The organism is Chitinimonas arctica, assembly GCF_007431345.1.
GTDB classification, from domain to species: Bacteria; Pseudomonadota; Gammaproteobacteria; order Burkholderiales; family Chitinimonadaceae; genus Chitinimonas; species Chitinimonas arctica.
Genome location: NZ_CP041730.1, coordinates 50,876 through 71,325, shown reverse-complemented (window position 1 = coordinate 71,325; position 20,450 = coordinate 50,876). Strand labels below are relative to the sequence as shown.

General features: G+C 58.5%; 17 protein-coding genes and 1 tRNA gene. 12 read left to right on the top strand and 6 right to left on the bottom strand.

All coding sequences use genetic code 11. The annotated features are described in order from the left end of the window. The first annotated feature begins 65 nt into the window (after window positions 1–65). The 7 genes from FNU76_RS00345 (at window position 66) to FNU76_RS00315 (ending at window position 5,942) form a co-directional block, all read left to right on the top strand. Window positions 66–2,453, top strand: a complete 2,388-nt coding sequence (locus tag FNU76_RS00345; protein WP_143855841.1) for a phage tail tape measure protein — start codon at window positions 66–68, stop codon at window positions 2,451–2,453. A gap of 9 nt (window positions 2,454–2,462) precedes the next feature. Beyond that, on the top strand, window positions 2,463–3,377 hold the full coding sequence (locus FNU76_RS00340; RefSeq protein WP_143855840.1) for a phage tail protein: 915 nt from the start codon (window positions 2,463–2,465) through the stop codon (window positions 3,375–3,377). Then, window positions 3,352–3,558, top strand: a complete 207-nt coding sequence (locus tag FNU76_RS00335; RefSeq protein WP_143855839.1) for a tail protein X — start codon at window positions 3,352–3,354, stop codon at window positions 3,556–3,558. Before FNU76_RS00340 ends, FNU76_RS00335 begins: the two co-directional genes overlap by 26 nt. A 2-nt stretch (window positions 3,559–3,560) precedes the next feature. Further along, on the top strand, window positions 3,561–4,604 hold the full coding sequence (locus FNU76_RS00330; protein ID WP_143855838.1) for a phage late control D family protein: 1,044 nt from the start codon (window positions 3,561–3,563) through the stop codon (window positions 4,602–4,604). Window positions 4,605–4,673: 69 nt separating this feature from the next. Continuing rightward, a complete protein-coding gene (locus FNU76_RS00325) occupies window positions 4,674–4,922 on the top strand; it encodes a hypothetical protein (protein WP_143855837.1) in 249 nt (82 codons plus the stop codon). Next, window positions 4,919–5,440: a lysozyme gene (locus tag FNU76_RS00320; protein ID WP_143855836.1), complete on the top strand. Its 522-nt coding sequence runs from the start codon at window positions 4,919–4,921 to the stop codon at window positions 5,438–5,440. Before FNU76_RS00325 ends, FNU76_RS00320 begins: the two co-directional genes overlap by 4 nt. Continuing rightward, window positions 5,430–5,942: a hypothetical protein gene (locus FNU76_RS00315; RefSeq protein ID WP_143855835.1), complete on the top strand. Its 513-nt coding sequence runs from the start codon at window positions 5,430–5,432 to the stop codon at window positions 5,940–5,942. The genes FNU76_RS00320 and FNU76_RS00315 overlap by 11 nt, the downstream gene beginning before the upstream one ends. A gap of 33 nt (window positions 5,943–5,975) precedes the next feature. On the opposite strand, the gene FNU76_RS00310 is transcribed toward FNU76_RS00315, so the two are convergent. The 3 genes from FNU76_RS00310 to FNU76_RS00300 form a co-directional block, all read right to left on the bottom strand. Further along, window positions 5,976–6,350 carry a hypothetical protein gene (locus FNU76_RS00310; protein WP_143855834.1) on the bottom strand — a complete coding sequence of 125 codons (375 nt, stop codon included), beginning with the start codon at window positions 6,348–6,350 and terminating at the stop codon, window positions 5,976–5,978. A gap of 303 nt (window positions 6,351–6,653) precedes the next feature. Further along, window positions 6,654–9,233 (bottom strand): calcium-binding protein, encoded by a 2,580-nt coding sequence (locus FNU76_RS00305; protein WP_143855833.1) that lies wholly within the window; start codon window positions 9,231–9,233, stop codon window positions 6,654–6,656. Further along, a complete protein-coding gene (locus FNU76_RS00300; protein WP_179958284.1) occupies window positions 9,230–12,775 on the bottom strand; it encodes a calcium-binding protein in 3,546 nt (1,181 codons plus the stop codon). The genes FNU76_RS00305 and FNU76_RS00300 overlap by 4 nt, the downstream gene beginning before the upstream one ends. A gap of 46 nt (window positions 12,776–12,821) precedes the next feature. Between FNU76_RS00300 and FNU76_RS24240 the strand changes: the two genes are divergently transcribed. Beyond that, window positions 12,822–13,160 (top strand): hypothetical protein, encoded by a 339-nt coding sequence (locus FNU76_RS24240; protein ID WP_179958283.1) that lies wholly within the window; start codon window positions 12,822–12,824, stop codon window positions 13,158–13,160. A 553-nt stretch (window positions 13,161–13,713) separates the two neighbouring features. Here FNU76_RS24240 and FNU76_RS00295 read toward each other — a convergent pair. Continuing rightward, window positions 13,714–14,385, bottom strand: a complete 672-nt coding sequence (locus tag FNU76_RS00295) for a lysozyme inhibitor LprI family protein (RefSeq protein ID WP_179958282.1) — start codon at window positions 14,383–14,385, stop codon at window positions 13,714–13,716. A gap of 708 nt (window positions 14,386–15,093) precedes the next feature. Beyond that, window positions 15,094–15,189, bottom strand: a tRNA-OTHER gene (locus tag FNU76_RS23985). A 367-nt stretch (window positions 15,190–15,556) separates the two neighbouring features. Between FNU76_RS23985 and FNU76_RS00290 the strand changes: the two genes are divergently transcribed. From FNU76_RS00290 to FNU76_RS00280, 3 genes are all read left to right on the top strand, one after another. Continuing rightward, complete coding sequence (locus FNU76_RS00290; RefSeq protein WP_143855830.1) at window positions 15,557–15,973, top strand: Arm DNA-binding domain-containing protein; 417 nt, start codon at window positions 15,557–15,559, stop codon at window positions 15,971–15,973. Between the two features lie 11 nt (window positions 15,974–15,984). After that, on the top strand, window positions 15,985–17,040 hold the full coding sequence (locus FNU76_RS00285; protein WP_143855829.1) for a hypothetical protein: 1,056 nt from the start codon (window positions 15,985–15,987) through the stop codon (window positions 17,038–17,040). A gap of 503 nt (window positions 17,041–17,543) precedes the next feature. Beyond that, complete coding sequence (locus FNU76_RS00280) at window positions 17,544–18,746, top strand: zinc-dependent alcohol dehydrogenase (protein ID WP_143855828.1); 1,203 nt, start codon at window positions 17,544–17,546, stop codon at window positions 18,744–18,746. An 82-nt stretch (window positions 18,747–18,828) separates the two neighbouring features. Here FNU76_RS00280 and FNU76_RS00275 read toward each other — a convergent pair whose 3' ends face one another. Beyond that, complete coding sequence (locus FNU76_RS00275; RefSeq protein ID WP_308418590.1) at window positions 18,829–19,437, bottom strand: hemerythrin domain-containing protein; 609 nt, start codon at window positions 19,435–19,437, stop codon at window positions 18,829–18,831. 103 nt (window positions 19,438–19,540) lie between these two features. Here FNU76_RS00275 and ku point away from each other — a divergent pair, with 103 nt between their 5' ends. Continuing rightward, the gene (gene ku / locus FNU76_RS00270) at window positions 19,541–20,449 is read left to right on the top strand and encodes a non-homologous end joining protein Ku (RefSeq protein WP_143855827.1); all 909 of its coding nucleotides are present in this window, start codon (window positions 19,541–19,543) and stop codon (window positions 20,447–20,449) included. The last annotated feature ends 1 nt before the right edge of the window (window position 20,450 follow it).

The following is a 20,450-nucleotide window of genomic DNA, read 5'->3' as shown; positions in this document are numbered from 1 at the left end:
GATCGCCTCACGCTCGACGAGGTGATGTGGTGGCTTGCGGGTGAGACGTAGAACAAGGAGGGTAAATGGCGAGAGAAATCGCGCTCGGCCTGGTCATCGGCGGCGCGGTCGGCGCCTCGTTGGGTAAGGCATTCGCGGATACCAAGGGCAAGGTCGCGGATCTGCAACGGCGCACCCAGGATGCCAAGCTGTGGCACAAGGTCATTGGCGAGACGCGGCAGCTACAGCAGGAATTCAATACCCTGCATCGCACCGGCAGTGCGGCAGCCGAAGGAGTACGGCGCAAGCTGGATGGCAATATCGCCACCCTGCGCCAGGCCGGCATCGAGGTGGGCCGGTTGGAGCAACACTATCGCCGGCTGGGTCGCACGGCGCGTGGCTTGGAACTTCAGACCGCCGGCCGACAGCGGATCGGCGCCGGCATGGAAGCGGGTAAATCCGCCATGGCCGATGCCGGCAAGTTCGCGCTGGGGCTGGCCGCCCCGGTCATGGTCAGTGCAGACTATCGCGCCATCGTCCGCGACATCGCGATCAAGGGCGGGATTGCCCGGACCGCTGAGGAAGATGAGCTGTCGCGTGGCATTGTCAGTGCCTCGGCCGATAGCGGCATGGCTCGCAACGACGTCGCCCAGGCGGTCAATGTGATGGTAGGTGGCGGGATGACGCGGCAGCAAGCGTTGGACTTCGCTCCGGATGCGGCCAAGTTTTCCGTTGGTCAGGCGTCGGAGGGGACCGACACCGCCAAGTTGATCCAGGCACTGGCGCAGAATGCCAAGATCGGCGACCCGGAGGGTATGCGCAAAGCATTGAACAGCATCGCCTACCTGGGCAAGGCGGGCTCGTTCGAATCCGCCGACATGGCCCGCTGGTTCCCCGAGCTGCTGGCGGAGATGCAAAAGGTCGGTATCGTGGGCCAAGAGTCGGTCAGCAGCCTGGGCGCCATGCTGCAAGTCCAGATGAAGACCGCCGGCAGCGCCGACCAGGCCGCCAACAATCTGAAGAACTGGTTTTCGAAGATCGGTTCTGAGGAAACCAAGAAGCAGTACAAAGACGCCGGCATCGACTACGAAGCCAAGATGCGCGAGGCCATCGGTAAGGGCTGGAACACCGTCGAAGCCTCCTTCGTGTTGGCCCGCGCTTATGTCGAGCGGATCGATCCAAGCAAAGCCAAGCAACTGGCAGAGGCAGCCAAGCAGATCGCGCAGCAAGATCCGACCAAGCAGCAGGCCATGCTGCAAGCCTTCGCCGAGACCATGAAAACCGGCGACCTGTTCGCCGATATGCAGGTGAAGGCTGCCTTGACGGCGTATATGCAAAACAGTGCGCTCTACGCCAATCTCAAGCGCGAATCGAAGGCGGCCAGCCAGGATATCGAGAAGGATCTCGCGGACCGTCGTGCCAGTGCCAAGCAGCTGTGGAGCGAGGTTGGTCAAGCCTGGGAGGATGCCGTGCGCCGAGTGGGCGATGCGCTGCAACCGCTATCCGATACCGTCGGCAAGGCCTTGCGTGGAATCGGCCAGGGCATCGGTACCTTTGCCAGTGCCGTGCCACAGGCGACCGCCGCCTTGGCCGTATTGGGCGCCTCGCTGATTGCCTGGAAGGGCATGAAGGCCGGCGCGCAGATCGGCCGCGGTGCCTTCGATCTGGCGCGCGGCGGGCTGCTGGCTGGTCGGGGTCGCCTACCTGGCCGGCTGGGGCAACTGCCCGAACGGGCGGGTAATGCGGTGGGTGCGGCTAGCGCCCAGGCGGTATATGTCACCAACTGGCCGGCTACCGGCTTTGGCGGCGGCATCGATCTACCGAACAGTCGCACGCCAGGTGGCACCCCGCCCGCTGGCCGAATGGGCCGTGCCTGGCAAGCGGTACGCGGTGCGGGCGAGCGCATCGTCGGCGGGGGTTTGAATCTGCTGGGCAAAGCCGGCCGCCCCGGTCTGGCCCTGGCTTCGCTGGGCAGTGTTGCCAGCATGGCGCCCACGCTGGGTTCCATCGCCGGCAGTGGCTCGGCGGGTTTGATTGCCACGTCTGGCGGCATGGTCGCGGGTGCCGGCGCAGCGGGCTATGGCGTCGGCACCCTGATCAATAAGGGCGTGGGCAAGGTGACCGGCGGCGGGGATGGTTGGGCGGGTGGCGGGCTGTTTCAACAGTTGCATGGCGAGGAGCTGCGGCAACTCAACGCACCCATTTCGCTAGCCGAGGTCAACGCACTGCGCTCCAAGCAGGGCAAGCCAGCGGTTACCAGCCTGTCCACGGCGCAGTCCGCACCGGCGCCCAAGTCGGTACCGACCACCAATCAGCAACTCACCTTCGCCCCCAACCTCGCCATCACCGTCCAAGGCGACGTCAAAGACCCTCGCGCTTTGGCTGCCGAGCTGATGCCGCACCTGAAGCGGATGTTAGAGGACTACCGCGCCCAGGTCGCACGCGGCGCACTGCATGATGCCGCCCACGTTTAAGGAAACCACATGGCACTCGTTCAAGCAATCGGCCAAGCCGCAACACGCGCGGCAGCGGCCGCCGGCCGGGTCAGCCTGGTCGCGGCCAAGCTGGCGCAAGATCCGCGACAGGGTGCGGCCATCCTGCAGTCGGTCGGGGGGCATGCAGTAGCCGATATCCAGGCAGCCGCCTCGGGTTTGTCTCAGCTACGCGGTACCGGGCAAGGGCTAGCCGATACCGATCGGTCAGCAATGGGACGCGCGTATGGCGCCCTGGATAACGCCGTCGCGGCGATTCAGGACAAAGCCGGCCGTATTGTTGCTGCGGTCGCCCAGGCCGGTAGCGCAACCCAGCAGATCGCCAAGCAACTGGCGGAAGCGGGCCAAGCCCTGAAGCAGGCCAATACCCGCGCCCAACAGCAGCATCCCTTGGCCGCCGGCCCGGTACCGACCGCTACACCGTCGCCGACCACCCAGCGCGCGGCAACCACGTCGCCTTTCACCGGCGCCACCGGCCCCGCTTCGCACCTGCTGATCCTCACTGCGCCGAGCGGTACCTTCTATTTCAACCTCAGCACCGCCGCGCACGACAGCTTCAAGCGGCAGACGGCCTACAACGTCGCCAGCCAGGACCGGCTGACGCGCCGTCCTGCGTTGCAAGCGGTCAGCCAAGGCGGGGAAACCATCACCTTGTCCGGCGCCATCTTTACCGCCGCCGACTTCGGTACCGGCGCACCGGGTATCGGCCAGCTCACTCGCCTGCGCAAGATCGGCTACGCCCTGGAGCCGGTCACCCTCACCACCGGTTTCGGTGAAGTACTGGGACGCTGGTATCTGGTCAAGATCGATGAAGAGCAAGCCGGCTTACTCAGCAATGGCGCACCCCGCAAACAATCCTTTACCTTGGAGTTCCAGCGCTATGGCGAGGACTATACGAACGGCTGAGGGCGATATCCTCGATACCTTGTGCCAACTGATCTATGGCTATCTGGAGGGGACGGTGGAAACCGTCTTGGCCGCTAACCCCGGCCTGGCCGCCCAGGTGCAGCCTTATCCGTCCGGCCTGCTGATCACCTTCCCGGATCTGCCTGCCCGCCGGCAGGACGCGATCCAGCTGTGGGCTTAGGCATGAAGCCCGACTTCCAAGTGCTGGCCGACGAGCACGACATCACCGCCCTGATCCGCGACCGCCTGATCGAGATCCGCATCACCGACAAGCCCGGCCTGGATTCCGATAGCTGCGAGATTGAACTGGATGACCGCGACGGCAAGCTGCGTTTTCCGCGCAAAGGCGCGGTGCTGGCCGTGTCGCTGGGTTGGGTAGGCGAAGGCATGAATCGACTGGGTCGCTACCGCGTCGATGAGATCGAAGTGAAAGGCCCACCGGCCGCCATCTTGATCCGTTGCAAAGCGGCCGATGTCAGCGAGGACAGCAAGACTCACCGGCGCGGTAGTTGGGAAGACACCACTCTCTCCACTATCGTGGGCGACATCGCTGGCCGGCATGGCTGGCAGCCAGTGTGTGCGGTGCAGGCGGAGATCGTGCGCGCCGATCAGGTGGGCGAAAGCGATCTGCATTTCCTCACCAGGCTGGCACGGCTGCACAACGCTACAGCCACGGTTAAAGCCGGCAAGCTGTTGGTCCTGCCACGTGATAGTGGGCAGCAAGCCAGCGGCGGGAGCATGGCCGAGCTGGCCATTTCACCGGCGCAATGTCACAGCTATTCGATGGTGTTTCCGGATCGGCCAGCCCACGCCAAGGTTCGGACCCAGTGGCACGACCCGAAAGTTGGCCAGCCGGTCCCGCTGATCCTGCCTAACCCATCCGCGCCCCCTGGTGCGACAGCGGTCCATATCGACCGCCATACCTACGCCAATCCGCAGGCTGCCCGCGACGCGGCCGATAGCCGGCTGGGTGCCCTCAATCGTGCCACTGCCAACGGCCACTTGGTCCTGGCACGCGGCGATGCCCGCTTATGCGCGGAGCGTAAAGTGCGTTTGAAAGGCTTCAAACCGCAGGTGGATGGGGTTTTTCTGGCCGAAAGTGTAGAACACGCCTTCTCGCATAGCGGCTGGATCACCACCGTGCAGCTGAACGCCGGCAATGCCGGCAAGGCCCAGGTCGGCCGCACCAGCCAAGCGGATCTACCTATCCCCGCGCCGCTGCCTTAACCCGTAACCCCAGACAGTGTGCCCCGCCATGCGCGGGGTTTTTTATTGCCGATGCCCTTGGAGGTACCTATGCAAAATCCCATTCCACCCGACCGCTGGCGCGAGCAGGTGGATTACAAGCTGGGCAAGCTATCGACCCAAATGCAGCAAAACACCGCCATCACCAGCGAGGTGCGAGAGATACTGGATACCGTGCGCGGCGGCATGCGGGTGCTGGAAGTGCTGGGCACCATCGCCAAGTGGGTGACGCCCATCGTGATGCTGGTGACCGCCGTACTGGCCTTTATCCATCAGCTGGGCTCGGGGGATAAGCCATGAGTACCCGGCTGCGTATCCTCACCGCCAGTACCGCCGCCGTACTGGCCCTGGCGACACCCTTCGTCATCCAGTGGGAAGGCAAGCGTAATCGGACCTATCTCGATGTGGCCGGCATTCCAACCGCCTGTATGGGCCAGACCGGCACGCGCGTCAAAATCGGTGCGACTTACAACGACGCCACCTGCGAGGCTTGGTTGCGCGAAGAGCTGACCGAGACCTACGCCGCTGTCAGCCGCTGCATGCCGGTACCGATGACGCCCAACCAGGCTGCCGCGCTGACTGCTTTCGCATACAACGTCGGTTCTACAGGGGCCTGCCAATCTGCTGCTGCTCGCTATGCTCGACAGGGTGACTGGGGAAAGGCGTGCCGCGCGATCCAGATCAACGATGCCGGCCAGCCGGCCTGGTCGTATGTGACCGACGCCAAGACCGGTAAGAAGGTCTACGTGCAAGGTTTGGCGAATCGTCGGGCGGCGGAACGGGCGCTGTGTGAAGGCAGGGGTCGGCATGCTGCTTAGTCTGCTGCCCTGGTACTGGCGTTGGGGCGCGGTGTTAGCCCTGGCCGCCAGTCTTTACGTGCTGGGACGCATTCATGGCCAGCAGGCTGAACAAGTCCAAGGCCACGATGCAGAACGGGCCGCCCTGGTTCGCGTGATTCGCATCGAGCGCAAGCAAGCGGCGATCAGCCAGATCGTTGCCGAGCAACACGAAGCCGGCCGAATCCGTGACCGGGTCATCTATCGAAACATCGAAAAGGAGGTGATCCGCTATGTGGCGAGCCCCCAGCATGCTGTGTGCCATTTGGATTATGAGTGGTTGCGCCTCCACAACGCCGCAGCCCTGTCCATCGTTCCCGAGCCCGCCGACAGCGCTGATGCGGCCGCCGGCGAATTTACAAGCGATGACGCACTCCAAACCGTCACCACCAATTACCAAGCCTGCCAAGACAACGCCAGGCAGCTAGCGGATTTACAGCGCTGGCTGCTGGGCCAATCAAGCGCCAGTGCCGATCTCAAGTAGAAGTAGCATTGTCGTCACACCGGCTCGCCAATATTAGAACGTGAAACCATGCTGTTCAGAAAGCAGGCGAGCGGTTGGCAACGTCTCACCATAAAAGGTGGCCTCAAGAAAGCTGATTCCCTTTTTTGAATCGAAGAACAAGATGAAATCCCCTCCCGCAATCAGGTCCGGATGAGTCCCCTGTAGGCTAAAATTGTGGGGAAGAAGATCCAGCTCAGTCAGTGCGCTATTCTCAGTGAAGTTTAAGTAAAACCCGCAGCATCTGTCCGGGTCGTCCGCGGCGGAACTGATGGTCCTATCTGCTATTACAAGCTGATCCACAATGGCTTGTGCCTGGGCAGGGCTGCCAGCAGCCTGGGCTAGAATAGAGAAAATGACTTCTCTTTCAAGCGTACTGATTTTTATCATGGCTTAATTTCCTCGGAGCCTTACAGTCATTCAACTGGGCACGAGCCGATCCTGCTCGACAAAACTTCGGCCAGCAAGGATATCGGAATACCCGTCGTTGCGATTTTCCGTGAGGACGTAGCCCCTTGCGTCATCTCGCCAACAGGCTAGCGCCTCGCGCATCACCTGGTCCGGCGGGACATCAAACCATGCACCACTAGCACAAAGAGAACGAACGTTCACCGTTTCGCAATGTAGCATCACTGGTTGAATAGGCCAAGAAAAAGCCGGGCCATCTAGACCCGGCTGTGATGCGTCGTGAAGTTACATCAAGCGATTGGCCGTTATCATCGGCATGTAATGTTCATGCGACGGTATCGTCTGTTGTAACAAGGCTGCGTCCATTGGCGCAAAGGCTGACATGGCGCTCACCAGGCTGGCCAGTTGCTGCTCGACCGAAGTAATCTGGCTAGCTGCCTCGACCATAGGTGGGCGTGACAAGACAATATCCGCCGACCCCTGCGCCAAATCCGCCTGCAGCTTGGCCGTGACCACCTTGGCCTGTATCTGGGTGTTGTTCCAGACCACGCTATCGCTGAACTTGAACTGTTCGATGCGATAGGCCAGCGCATTGGTGGCGTCGAAGTAGTTTTCGACGGTCACTTGGTCGGTGGCGCCGTACTTCAGGACCAAGTTGACGCCCACTTTCTGCACCGCGCTGATCTCGGTCGATTTGACATCCTTGAACTGGATGGCATCGACGTTGTTCGCGGTCGTGTCGAAATCGCGGATCACATCGGCGCCGCCGCCCTTGGCCAGCGCATAGGTATCGCTGCCCAAGCCACCATCCAAGCGGTTGGCGCCATTGTTACCGGTCAGTACATTGTTCAGGGCGTTGCCGGTGCCGTTGATGGCGCTGGTACCGACCAGGGTCAGGTTTTCCAGATAGGCGCCGAGCGTGTAGGTCGTCCCGGTCATGACGGTATCGCTCCCTTCGCCGGCATTTTCGACGATCGTCTCACGGCCATTGGTAACGATATAAAAGTCATGGCCCAGTCCACCGTTAAGGGTGTCATTGCCGCTGCCACCGCCATCAAGCAGATCGTTGCCCGCTTCGCCGAACAGTTGGTCATTCCCCGCGCCACCGCGCAAAGTGTCGTCGCCCTCGCCACCGTTGAGGCGGTCGTCGCCATCATCGCCGGCCAGGGTGTCGTTGCCGCCCAGGCCATAGATGGTGTCGTTGCCGATGCCACCAGCCAGGCTCTCGGCAGTAGAGGTGCCGTTCAAGTTGTCGTTGCCGGCCGTGGGCGTATTGGGCGGAATCAAGCGCGCGATCTCGGCGGCCGAGATGCCGTTGCCGCTCTTCGGCTGCACATAGGCGATGGCTGCTTCGCCGCCGTTGAAATGGTTCAGCACGCGCACGCTGCGGCTGGCATCACCGACCACACCAATCATCAGGTCCATGCCTTCGCGGCGGAAGCTGAACTGGTTTCGCTCCACATCGGTAAAGATCAACCAGTCGGTGCCGCCACCGGTATTGTCGATTACATCCTGACCCCAGTTGGAGCGGAACACATACTTGTCGTTACCGGTACCGGCAAAGAGTTTGTCATTGCCCTCTGAACCATCGAGCTGGTCGTCACCATCGCCCCCTTCCAGCCGGTCATCGCCTTGAAAGCCGTATAGGGCGTCGTTGCCGGCGAAGCCGCGTAGCAGGTCGCGGCTAGCTTGGCCTTGCAGTTGGTTGTTGCCGGCATCGCCTTCAAATAGCTGCTCGTAGCCTAGCTGGTAGTTCAGCCTGGCGGCCTGGATCTCATCCTTGCCCCAGATCACGCCATCGGCGAACTGGATACGGGCTACCGCGACGTTATGGGCGTTGCTGCTGTCGATATAGCGGAAGTAACCAGCGATGGTCAGTTTATCGTTGCTGCCCAGTACTTCCAGCATGAGACTGCCCTGGTCGCCGCTGCGGATGCTGATATCGGCGGCTCGCAGATCGCGGAGCTTGAGGGTGCCGCGCAAGGGCAGTGGCGAGCCATCGGGACTGCGTGTTTCATTGTTATCGTAATTGACCAACTGGTCCTGGCCGTCGCCACGACCAAACACAAAGGTATCCTCGCCGCCATAGCCGATCACGGTGTCGTCACCAGCGCCACCTTCCAGCGTGTCGTTGCCGCGTCCGCCTTCGATACGGTCATTGCCTGCCAGGCCTTGCAACAGCCGGTCGTCGGAGGCGAAGTTGGTGATCTGGTCATTGCCGGCACTATTGCGTAAGGCATGGGCATAGAAGATCTCGGGCGTAATCGTGCTGCCATCGCCCAGCAGAATGGTGCCGCCCTGGATCTGATTGAAATCTGGGTAACGCCAATAGCCTGACAACTGGACTACGTCGCTGCTGCCCTTGCGGCCGATATCGAGCTGGTCCATGAAGTAATTGCGCTGAAAGGTGAGGCCTGTCAGGGTCGTGCCTTGCCAGAGCTGCACGGTATCGCTGCCCGTGAAGTCGCTCAGCTTGTCGATGCCGCCCCCCTCCAGCTTGAACAAGTCATGGCCGCCACCGCCGCTTAACCAATCATTGCCCGCTCCATCCACCAGCGTGTCGTTGCCCTCGTCGCCGGATAGGTTGTCGTCACCGGCATCGCCCTGCAACTGATCGTTACCTTCCTTCCCGGACAAATAATCGTTGCCGTCCAAACCGATCAGGGTGTCATTCAGCGCCGTGCCGCTGATGAAGTCCTGCTGGGCAGTCGCCAGCTGGGCGAAGTAGCGGCGGTGCAGGTCTTGGCTGGACAGGGTCGTGCCGTCCGCGAAGCTGACCGTGCCGATTTGGCTGTAGTTGACCACACTGCCGAAGAAGCCCACCACGGTGACTTGGTCGCTCTTGCCCTGGAAGCCAAGGATCAAATCGATGCTGTCTTGGGGCGGGTCAGGGTCAGTTGGCTGGATAGCAGGCCGGCGCCGAACTGGAGTCGATCTTGGTCACCTTGGGACAGATACATCGAATTGTTGACGACATCCAGCCCAAAGCCGGCATCGAAGGTGTAGAGGTTGCTGCCTAGGCCACCATCGAGCGTGTCATTGCCGCTTCCGCCATTCAAGCTGTCGTTGCCGCCGCCTCCATTGAGTACGTCGTCGCCTGCCAGGCCGTTTAGCACGTCGGCGCCTTCGCCACCCAGCAGGGTGTCATTACCCGCCGTGGCGGAATCGGCCAATAGCTTTTGCTGAATCGCTGCACGGTTCCAGACTTGGCCGTCGGCAAAGCGGAATTCGCTGACGGTGCCGACCGGGATGAAATAGTTCTGGATGCTGATTGCGTCACCATTGTTAGCGAAGCTCACCAGCAAATCATTGCCGGCCTGCTTCAAGCGCATATCGGCCCGCACGATATTCGCGGCGAATAGCAGGGTATTGCTTTCGCCGATGGCGCCCTGGTCGTTGATGGTGTCGCGACCATCGCCCAGGGCGAAGCGATAGGTGTCGGTGCCATCGTAACCCGCCAGGCTGTCGTTGCCGGCCATGCCATTCAGCGTGTCATTGCCTAGGCTGCCATCCAGGCTTTCGGCAGCAGCGGTACCGGTCAGGTTCAGTGGGCCGGTGCGCAGGCGCGAGAGCAGATAGCCAAGGGAAACCATGCCGCCGTTGAACGCAAAGTGGTTGATCGCGCCATCCATACCGCCCTTGATCAGCACATCATCTTGCTCACTTAGGCGCAGGTTGAGATCGCGTCCATCGGCGCTAATGGTGACCTGAGACAGCGCGACATCGAACAGATTTAGCGTATCGTCGCCACCTGCATCGGTTATCTGGTCGTGACCCTCGCCGCGCAGATAGCCGTAGCTGTCATTGCCTAGCCCGCCATCCAATTGGTCGTTGCCCGCGTCGCCATAGAGGCTGTCGTCGCCCAGGTCGCCCATCAAAGTATCGTTACCGGCTCGGCCGCTGAGCGTGTCGTTACCGCTGTTGCCGTCGAGATTATCGGCCAGCAGGGAGCCTGTCACGTTGTCATCTGCCTGGCCGCCGAAGAAGCCGCTGGCTTGTTGCCGATCTTCGAATGTGAGGAGGATCGCCGTGCGGCAGGCACTGTTCATCAAGGTTTTGAACGACAGATCCAGTTCGGTGGGTTCCGTATCGGCTAGCACCCCCGCTGCTGCCAATGCTGCAACCGGTGTACCCGCAATGCGCGCAGTGGTCGGCGTGCCCGAACTCTCCGCCAACGCGGTAAAGCGGAAATTGCCGCTGCGCAGCCCGCCACGTACGGTGAAGTTGCTGCCGCCGACATTAAATGTCAGGTCGATGCTGCGATTCGCCACCGCGATCTCGTCCAAGCTCGCGTCGAGCACAATGCGATTGCTGCCGGCCGCATCGATAATCTCCGACTGTGCCTCTCCGTCGATTGCGTCGGCCATCAGATAGCGATCATCGCCCTCGCCACCTTGCAGCGAGAGGCCGCTGCCCAGAGCCTGCAGGGTATCGCTGCCGCTGCCGCCTTGCAGGATGTCGCTGTCACTGCCACTGATGCTGTCATCCCCTTCGCCGCCGTCGAGATAGTCCTCGCCATCCCCGCTCAAAGTGTCATTGCCCGCGTCGCCATACAGACCATCCGTGCCTTCGCCACCTTGCAGCAGGTCATTGCCATCGCCACCGTCGAGTCGGTCATCGCCTTCGCCACCGTCCAGGGTATCGTCACCGTCGCCGCCATTCAGCGAGTCGCTACCTTCTCCGCCAGTAAGGGTGTCCTTGCCCTCTTCGCCCGTCAGCAGATCGTTGCCGCCTTCGCCAAATAGCTGATCTTCACCCGCGCCACCGCGCACGCTATCCAGGCCCTCGCCGCCGGCCAACGTATCGTTGCCCTTGGCGCCCTGCAGTTTGTCCTCACCGTCACCGCCATCGAGGTAATTGTCGCCGATCAACTCAAGCGCCAAGGTGGCGGAACCGACCAGCAACACATCATTGCCGTTGCCACCGAACAAGTTATTGTTACCAGTGCCCGCCCACACGGTGTCGTTGCCGTCGCCGCCATCGAGCAGGTTTCGATCGGCTAGCGCACCCGCTCCGCTCTCGACCACCAAATCATTACCTTCATCGCCGAATAGCTGGTCCGAGCCACCATTGCCGTCGAGGGTGTCATTACCCTCGCCGCCGTATAGCCGGTCATCGTCACTGCCACTGAATCGCTCGTCGAAGCTGCCCCCATAGAGATAGTCGTTGCCTCCGCCTCCGGATAGCAGGTCATCGCCAACCACCCCAACCAAGGTATCGCTGTCATCACCGCCATCGAGCGTATCGTTACCGTCATCGCCCACCAGGCAGTCTTCGCCAGCATCGCCATAGAGTTGGTCATCGCCGCCGTTGCCCACTACGGTATCTTGACCAATATTGCCCATCAGGCTATCAGCGCCATTGCCGCCTTCGACAAAGTCCTTGCCCTCGCCCCCGTCGGCAAAGAAGCCGCTGGTGTTGGCGGCCTTTTGCTCGGTTTTGTTCATATCGAGGCGTGGCTGGCTACCGCTTTGCGGCGTGCCATCCAGCTCCCAGTGGTAGGGTAGATCCAGATGGATATCCATACCCTCATCGGGAATCACATAGAAGGGCTTGAGATTGCGAGATGCGGTATAGCGTAGGGTCCAGTCCTGGTATCTGTTGTTCCAAATATCACGGGGATTGCTGCTGACGCGCGGCAGCAGCCGCCAATTGCCCTGGATATGGTCGTCGCCGGACCCGCCAGTAATCAACTTGAGACCATTACCGGCATAGATGTAGTCATTGCCTTCGTCACCCTCCAGGGTGCCGCTACCGTCAGGTGCCAGGATAAAGTCGTTGCCGCCCTTGCCGTAGATGCCGATCATCTGGGGCGCGGCCATATCGGCTGCGACGCCGTGGCGCAAAGCCGCTGCTGTGGGGAGAGAAGTGCCGAAGTAACCGAGCAAGTCATTGCTGGCTAAACCGACGGTGCCGGGCGGTTTGGACGCAGTGCCCTCCGACAAGTTGATACCGAATTGACCGCTGCTGAAGTTGCGGATGCCCATTTTTTGCCCAGTGGCAATACAAGTCACCACGAGCACACCGGTGCCTGGACTGGCACCCTTGTTGGCGACATAGCGGAACTTGCCGTCGGTACTTAGATAGGTGCCAAAAATACCGTTACGTGTACCGCCGGACAATGTTGTGCCGGCAAATTTGATCGTACCTTGGCCGTCTGTATCCGTAATTGTGTCGCTACCGCCGTCGGCCTCGATCACATAGGTATCAACACCATTGCCGCCCTCAAGCTGATCATTGCCGAGGCCGCCAATCAACGTATCGTTGTCGTTGCCGCCTTGTAGGATGTCCGTACCGGCGCCGCCTATGAGGTAGTCGTGGCCGGTGCCACCCTCGATGTTGTCGGGACCGTCGCCTCCTATCATAAGATTGTTGTTCAATCCTTTGCCGCTTTGCGCATCAACCATTTTTCCATCTAGGCTTGATGGCTTATTACCAACCCCATGAAAATAAATGGCAGCAGTATTTGTTATGACAGCTTTGTCAATGACTGGCGCATTCGCACCTTTAATGCTATTTGCCCATGTAACAATTTCTGTATATGCCGGCAAAAGCGAATCTACTATTGACCGTGGTATGGAAATTGTCCTCAATAAGCTATCACTTGCCGCCTCTCCAATCATGTTGCGTTTGGATTTTGATCCGTCCGCAGGGACACCATATTTTTTTTCATGCGTGAGAATTTCATTTCTATGCTTAGTCAGCATGGCGTACGCTTTTTTTGCTTCGTCAATGGTCGCCAGGTTAGCTAAGGGAGCGTCATACAAACTAAACACCTCAGCTTCTACGTAACGCCTTTTGGCAACGCCATTTTTAAAGTCACCAGGGGTAAATCTCATCGTGTTGTATCGTATTTGAAACCATGCTTCAGCACGATTACCGTCAGCAACTGCCGTGAAAAAGTCCACCATGGTATTTGCATTAGTAACGCCTCGATTATACGTAAGCGAAACAAAGGCAGCTTTCTCTGTGGAAAACGGCATCCCTAATCTATTTGATAGTGCTTCATACTCTGAAAATGATGCACCAAGTAATGCGCTTGATTGTGCGGCATTCAAAGTTCCTGGAAATTTCAAACCCAGTGCTGTCTTGGCCCCGATTTTGGCACTATCAATATCTCTCAGAGACTTCCATTGTGCATCTGACAGCTGCAAACCCGCACGCGTCCAGATTTCGACATTGTTGTTCCGATTAAGAGTGTAACCGTAGCCAATCGTGGCCTTGTTATCTCCTATGTTGGTGGCAGCGGGATGAAGTTTTTCAGTTATCTTGACAAATCTCGCCAAGAGATCATTGTAGCCATCTTGTGTAAGTACTTTGTATTTCAACATCTGCTTCTTTTCCCTTAATCCGTTCCGCAAACCAATTTTTCTTTATTTAAAAGAAGTTGACGCACAGAGAAGCCATCGAATTCAGCCCTGTTGTCAGCGTAAATACTCACTCCCGTTACAATGTAAATAATTTTTTTTATTTCTATAAGCCGGATGCCCGCAGGTACGCCAAATTCCGCAGCGAGTTTTCCGTTCATGAAAAGCCGCATTTCGCAAATAGCTTCAGATCCATTTCCGCACCTAGCCTCCAGATTGTCGGTTTGCCGATTTTTGTCGAGATCAAAAGCATAAACCCATGAATCATCACCCTTGTCTTCGAACGGGATCGAGTACTTGCCATGTTCGCCTGAAGAATAAAGCCTCTCAATTTTTTTACAGATTGCGGGCTCGGTGGCTTTCAATTCTTCAATGCGATGTTGATAGTACGTAATAAGGCATGCTGAATCCAAACAGGCGTCCCGAGCTTTAAGCCACGCCAGCTGGCTTTTTTTCCATTGCTTGTCACTTGACACCCGGCGATATCTCGAAGAGAGCTGCTCGTCAAGTTGAGACAAATTGGGTTCCAAGCAAATCAATTTTTCAGTCGTGCTTTTTGCAGCTTCGCAATCAAAGCTCGCTGCACTTGCGTTCCAGGCAAGGAGCGCCGATCCTATCAAGGCAAGGGGCTTGAGCCATTTTTTTGTCATTTCAGTCCTCCCAAAAAGTTTAGTCTGTGGATTTTCCGTAGTGAATAAGGAAATTCTTATCTTTCTCATACTGACAACTTGGACAGAGCCCGTATCGTCATCGAAGCGGTGCATCGCAAGGCGAGCATCATACCGGAGTCATCTAGTACAAAAGCCTAACTTGCACGCTTGTTTCACGTAAATTTTCCCTAAGCTAGGCATATGACTAGCAGGCTGGTGAGAGACTCGTCGGACTCCCACCGTGCTGCAGGAAAGTTGTGAAAATGCAGGGTTTTGTTCAAAAATCTGGCAATTTGCGCCTATTTTTTGAGCAAATATTCCTGATCTGGTCAGATTTTCCCACGCAGTGGCTGATACCGGGAGTTTCTCACCAGCCCCCTAGATGGATGGCCGAAATTTTTCGCTCGCAGATACCGCCGAAGTTGCACCAATGCTTGTAGGTCATCCCGATAGACTCACCGAAAAATTGGTGCCGATAGGAATGATCGAAGTGCTGGAAGCGGATCGCCAACACGGATAAATGGTATTGGCAAGCAATTCCCGCGCGACAGATTTCTCGCGGATTTGCTCCGCCATCCACAGCGACAAACGTGCGAATGCGGAAGCCATTTCAAGCCTTCTGATGCCGGATGCCGGATGCCGGATGGCAACTTACGCTAAGTATTTGTTTTTTCTTTGTTTCATGAAGCTTGAAGCAGCATGGAATGACGCCTCCGACAGGAATCGAACCTGTAACTGGTTTGCTACTACAGGTCATTCCAATCGACTCGCCTAGGCTGCTTGTACCGCTCCGGTCCGAGAGGCTAGTCGCGTTCAGATCCCCCCAGAATTCGTGTGACAAAAGTGTGCCAGAGCAAGCCGAACTAACGCTGAATGTGCTTGATTCTCGCAGGGTTAACAATGAACAGGCGGCGGCAAGTCATTGATTAATAGGAACTACTTTTCTCACCGGACAGACTCAAAATCCCCCGCCGCAAGGCGTGTCGGTTCGAGTCCGACCCCGGGCACCAGATACAGTCCATGCAGGTCCGTGGACTTCCAGAAAACCCGCATCGCTGCTAGCGATGCGGGTTTTTTAATTCCAGGATGATTCGCCCTTTTCCGTAAGAAGCCAGACAAGATGGGGGTAGGTTTGGGGGTACGTTCAGTTCGATTTCGGAGTTACCCCCAAATGCCACTGACTGACCTGCAAATTCGAGCCGCCAAGCCTTCTTTAGCGTCGAAGAAACTGGCGGATGGCAAAGGCCTGTTCTTACAGCTGAATCCCAACGGGTCGAAGTATTGGCGACTCCAATACAGGATCGCTGGCAGAGAGAAGCTGATATCCCTGGGCGTCTACCCAGAAACCGGTCTCAGCGAAGCGCGCAGGAAGCGAGACGATGCACGCAAGTTGCTCGCCGCGGGACTGGATCCTGGTCAAAACCGGTGTGGTTTTGACCCACCTCGGGTTGGAAACGACCCGTTCGCCCTTTCCCCGCCGATGTCGCCTAGCGGCTCCACCCCACTCTCCAAGCCATTTCACGCCGATATCGACATCAGGCGGCACATGGCACACCCCTTGCGTAAATCGCTGATCAAGCGAACGTAGAGGAGAGCAAGGTGAAAAGAAAGCGGAAGGGAAGCGATGGCGATCCGGTACCCGTTCCGCTTGCACCGCCAACGTTTGCTCCCACTGTCACTTACAAGCGGCAGAAGCGTGCCACCATAGGCACGCCCACTCCGCCAAGCCACAAGGTGGGCACCCACTTCTACAACACCATCGACAAGATCCGCGATGGCGCCGATAAAAGTGTGACGACCAAGCTCAATCTGCAAATCCAGAAATCGGGACACGGTGTCCACACATACCCGATAGTCGCCAATATCCATGCCATCCAGCATGGCACTGACTTGACGCAGGGTAATTTACACACCTCCAACGCCACGGCTTACCAGGACATCCTTCCTTACAACCTATCGCCGCAGCGCGCCAAACTGGAAGGGCGGGTAATTAAACGCCTCTCCCCTGGCGGTGAGCACTACGACGAAGGCGCCAAGATCTCGGAGGTCGATGAGCTAAATCTGACCCAAAAGCAGGAATATCCGAAAAAAACTCCATTGGGCGGTATCGCCATCGGCTCCTTTCTGGAGGACGTCACCGCCAAACGCGCAGTTGGCCTGGAAGATATCGGTTCGGCCATTCGGGCCAAGACCATGGCAACCAAATGGCAAATGAAGGTTGCCGGCAACGAGCACGCCGGTTACTACTTTGACGACCATATGTTCGAGGCCTTCCCCCAGCTGGGCAAGGGAGGGCAGGAGATACACGGCCTGAAGGACACCGGCATCGCCGCTATGAAAGCCCATTGGGCTGCCAACGGCAAAATGTTCAGCAAAGCTGATCAGCTCAAGGCCATTAGCAAGGCCCACAAAAGCGCGTTCGATGGGGCCAGCAGTGTTTTCAACCAAAAAGCGTCGGCGTTGTTCACGGGCAGCGCCAAGTTCAGTGACAGCGGCAAATGGTGGACGAGCAATAAGGCAAACATCAAGCATCTGTTCGCAGAAATGAAATCTGGCGACGAAAAGCGCGTGGAAACCGCCAACAAGGCCTTCGGTGAACTAGGTCAAACTTATCTGACGCGCAAACTGACCAGGCACGGGATCAAGATGGACTAGCGCGGCAAAGCAAGTTAGGTCATGCCGTGCGCGTTGTACGCCCTCAAGGCCAGGAACTGGCCAGCATTAACTGCCCGCAAAGGCTTCCGACCGGTGGAGGCAGCCCAGTTCCCGGGCTTGAAGGCACCCGTCTTTCCGGGTGGTCAGCAGCTTAAGCACATTCGCGGCTGCATCGCGTTACTCCCGCCCGGCGAGGCGACCCATGTGCCATGGTGGAGGAGGAAAACCATAGGAAATGACAGCAGACAGAAGCGTTAGTTTCACGTTTGTGCTAGGCGATTGTGATTTATTGGCCTATGCGCTCAGCGTTTGAAGCCCGGTCAGCCCGTTTTTCAGGTACTGCAATTGCTAAGACCCTTGAGCAGTCACGGTACCAAAAGCGATCCAGGCAGCCCCGGCCGTGCAATCCGTCCAGCCATGCAAGGACTCACTCGCTCCTTTGCACAGCCTTCGGCGGTGGATGCCCTGGATTGACATAACGGTCGTCAACACGGGGAAGCGCCATGAAAGCACTGGTCTATCACGGAGCAAAAGATGTTCGGGTCGATCAAATTCCCGATCCGCGCCTGGTCGAGTCGGATGACATTCTGCTACGCGTCACGGCAACGGCCATATGCGGTTCCGATCTGCATCTCTTCCGAGGCAAAGTGCCCGGGATGGAAGCGGGGGATGTGCTGGGACATGAATTCATGGGCATCGTGGAGGAGACCGGGCCGGCCGTGACCAAGTTGGCGGTGGGTGATCGGGTTGTCGTCCCGTTCACCATTTCCTGCGGGCATTGCTTCTTCTGTAACAAATCGCTTTATGCGGCTTGCGAAAGCACCAACCCTGCCCAGGGGACGCTACTGAATCGCAAACGGCTGCGGCCCGGTGCCGGCATGTTCGGCTACACCCATCTTTATGGTGGCTACGCCGGCGGTCAGGCCGAGTATGTCCGTGTTCCCATGGCCAACGTGGGGCCACTGAAACTACCGGAAGGGTTGCCCGATGAGAAAGTGCTTTTCCTGTCGGACATCCTACCCACCGGCTACCAGGCCGTCGTCAATGCCGAAGTAGGGCGGGGCGCCACGGTGGCGATATTCGGCGCGGGTCCGGTAGGCCTGATGGCGGCTGCCTGTGCGCGTATGCAAGGGGCGGAGCGCATATTCATGATCGATCACCACGACTATCGGCTGGCATTCGCGCGCGAGGCTTACGGCGTGGAAACCATTAATTTCGATCAGTACGGCGACCCCGCCGAGTTGCTGATCGAGGCTACCGCCTATCGAGGCGTCGATTGCAGTATCGATGCGGTCGGCTTTGAGGCCAAGGGCAGCACCCTGGAAACCGTCCTCACGGACCTGAAACTGGAAGGCTCCAGCGGCTTTACCTTGCGCCAATGTATCGCCGCCACGCGCCGCGGTGGCATTGTCAGTGTACCGGGCGTGTATGCCGGCTTTATCCATGGCTTTATGTTCGGCGATGCGTTCGAGAAGGGCCTGACCTTGCGCATGGGACAAACCCATGTACAGCATTGGATGCCGCTGCTGCTGGAACGCATCCAGCAAGGTGTGCTGGACCCCTCGGCCATCATCACCCATCGGCTACCTTTGGAACAGGCTGCGGAGGGCTATCGCTTGTTCGATGGCAAATTGGACGATTGCCGCAAGGTAATCCTTATGCCGGGCAATGACGCGGTACCACCTCGGGCCGCAACGGAAAGTTAGGCATTCTCCGCAAAACAAAACCACGCCAATTGCCTGGCGTGGTTTGTTGAAGCAGGTTTTTTCCTGAGCGCCGCTTTACGCCTTACGCTTCATGGTCGGCCGTCAGTTCGGCTTTACGTTCCGCCATCTTGGCGCCAAGCGCCTTCATATCCAGTTTGGTCGCTTTTGCCTTTGGAAACATTTCGGCATGTTCTTCCTTGACGTGGTGCTTCACGTACTCGGAGAGCACCATGATCTTTGCATCGAAGAGTTCCCCTCCTGGTTCGACACCTTCTACCTGGGCGATCAAATCCTTGAGCGTGGCATGTTCCACGATCGCCTCCGGAATAAGCGCCGTATCCTTCAGCGCGGCCTTCACCGCAGGGTAGAAAATTTCTTCTTCTATCTGTGCATGCACGGTCAGTTCCTTGCAGATCTGATCGACCAGTTGCCGTTTCTTTGCCGGGGAACGCGCTTTTTTGTATTCGGCGAACAAGCCATCCACCAATTTGTGGTCTGCACGTAAAAGGGTGGTCGCGTCCTTGGCTTTGGCGGCGACAGCGGGCTGCCGATCTTTGACCATGGCGGTTTTTTTATTTGCGCTGCTCTGGGTGTGCGGAATCATATTGGGTTCTCCAGTTCTAGACGGGCGGCTGCGATCGGGGTTCGCATAATCCTGTGCGTCAGCAGAAAGAACCGTTGCAAGCAGCATGCCCATACCTCCTCGGATTGAAGCAGGAATCCCCCGGCGATCCCGGCAAGGAATGCCGCTTGCTGTGTCCGTCTTATCGCTGACCATCGCCAGAGGTAGGACCATGCCGCGCGCACTATGGAAAGGCGCCATCAGCTTTGGCTTGGTGCATATTCCCGTCGAACTGTTTGCTGCGGAAAAACGCAGCGAGCTGGATCTCGACCTGATCGATAAGCGGGATTTTGCGCCGGTGGGTTATCGACGCGTCAATAAGGCGACCGGCAAGGAGGTCGAGTGGGACGATATCGTCAAGGGATATCAATATGAGGAAGGTCAGTACGTGGTGCTGACCGAACAGGAGCTCAAGCAAGCCAATCCGGCCGCGACGCAAACGCTTGAGCTGCAAGCCTTCGTGAAAGCGGATGAGATAGACCCGCTTTGCTATGAGCAACCCTATTACCTGACGCCGACGCGGCGAGGAGAAAAGGTTTATGCCTTGCTGCGGGAAACCTTGCGGCGATCGGGCAGGGTAGGCATAGGGCAAGTGGTGATCCGCACCCGCCAGCATTTGGCGGCGCTGAGGGTGGTGGACCAGGCCCTGGTATTGCAGACCTTGCGCTATGCAAACGAACTGCGGGGACAGGACGAACTGGATCTGCCGGTGGGTGACGGCATCAGCGACCGCGAATTGAAGATGGCGCAAGCTTTGGTCGAGGATCTGAGCGAGACCTGGCAACACGCGCGATACCGCGATAGCTACCAGGACGACGTAATGGCCCTGGTTGACCGGAAGATCGCCGCCAACGAAACCCATGCCATCGTGCCGGATGAGGGGCAGGCCGAGCCGCCACCATCCGGCGGCAATGTGGTGGATCTGGTAGCCCTGCTCAAGCAAAGTCTTTCCGGCAAGCCCAAGGCGAGCCGCGCAATCAGACAAGCCGCCTCAAAAAAAACCGCAGTCGCGAAGCCCGCCGCGACGCGCGCCAAAGCGGAGGCGTCCACGACCTCGGCGGCCCGGCGCAAGCGCGCTTGAG

Coding starts and splice junctions, on each gene's coding strand:
- FNU76_RS00335 (WP_143855839.1), top strand. CDS start 3,352: ATGGCGAGGACTATACGAACGGCTGAGGGCGATATCCTCGATACCTTG.
- FNU76_RS00340 (WP_143855840.1), top strand. CDS start 2,463: ATGGCACTCGTTCAAGCAATCGGCCAAGCCGCAACACGCGCGGCAGCG.
- FNU76_RS00280 (WP_143855828.1), top strand. CDS start 17,544: ATGAAAGCACTGGTCTATCACGGAGCAAAAGATGTTCGGGTCGATCAA.
- FNU76_RS00310 (WP_143855834.1), bottom strand. CDS start 6,350: ATGATAAAAATCAGTACGCTTGAAAGAGAAGTCATTTTCTCTATTCTA.
- FNU76_RS00275 (WP_308418590.1), bottom strand. CDS start 19,437: ATGCTGCTTGCAACGGTTCTTTCTGCTGACGCACAGGATTATGCGAAC.
- FNU76_RS00295 (WP_179958282.1), bottom strand. CDS start 14,385: ATGACAAAAAAATGGCTCAAGCCCCTTGCCTTGATAGGATCGGCGCTC.
- FNU76_RS24240 (WP_179958283.1), top strand. CDS start 12,822: ATGGCAGCAGTATTTGTTATGACAGCTTTGTCAATGACTGGCGCATTC.
- FNU76_RS00330 (WP_143855838.1), top strand. CDS start 3,561: ATGAAGCCCGACTTCCAAGTGCTGGCCGACGAGCACGACATCACCGCC.
- FNU76_RS00300 (WP_179958284.1), bottom strand. CDS start 12,775: ATGGTTGATGCGCAAAGCGGCAAAGGATTGAACAACAATCTTATGATA.
- FNU76_RS00320 (WP_143855836.1), top strand. CDS start 4,919: ATGAGTACCCGGCTGCGTATCCTCACCGCCAGTACCGCCGCCGTACTG.
- ku (WP_143855827.1), top strand. CDS start 19,541: ATGCCGCGCGCACTATGGAAAGGCGCCATCAGCTTTGGCTTGGTGCAT.
- FNU76_RS00290 (WP_143855830.1), top strand. CDS start 15,557: ATGCCACTGACTGACCTGCAAATTCGAGCCGCCAAGCCTTCTTTAGCG.
- FNU76_RS00345 (WP_143855841.1), top strand. CDS start 66: ATGGCGAGAGAAATCGCGCTCGGCCTGGTCATCGGCGGCGCGGTCGGC.
- FNU76_RS00315 (WP_143855835.1), top strand. CDS start 5,430: ATGCTGCTTAGTCTGCTGCCCTGGTACTGGCGTTGGGGCGCGGTGTTA.
- FNU76_RS00325 (WP_143855837.1), top strand. CDS start 4,674: ATGCAAAATCCCATTCCACCCGACCGCTGGCGCGAGCAGGTGGATTAC.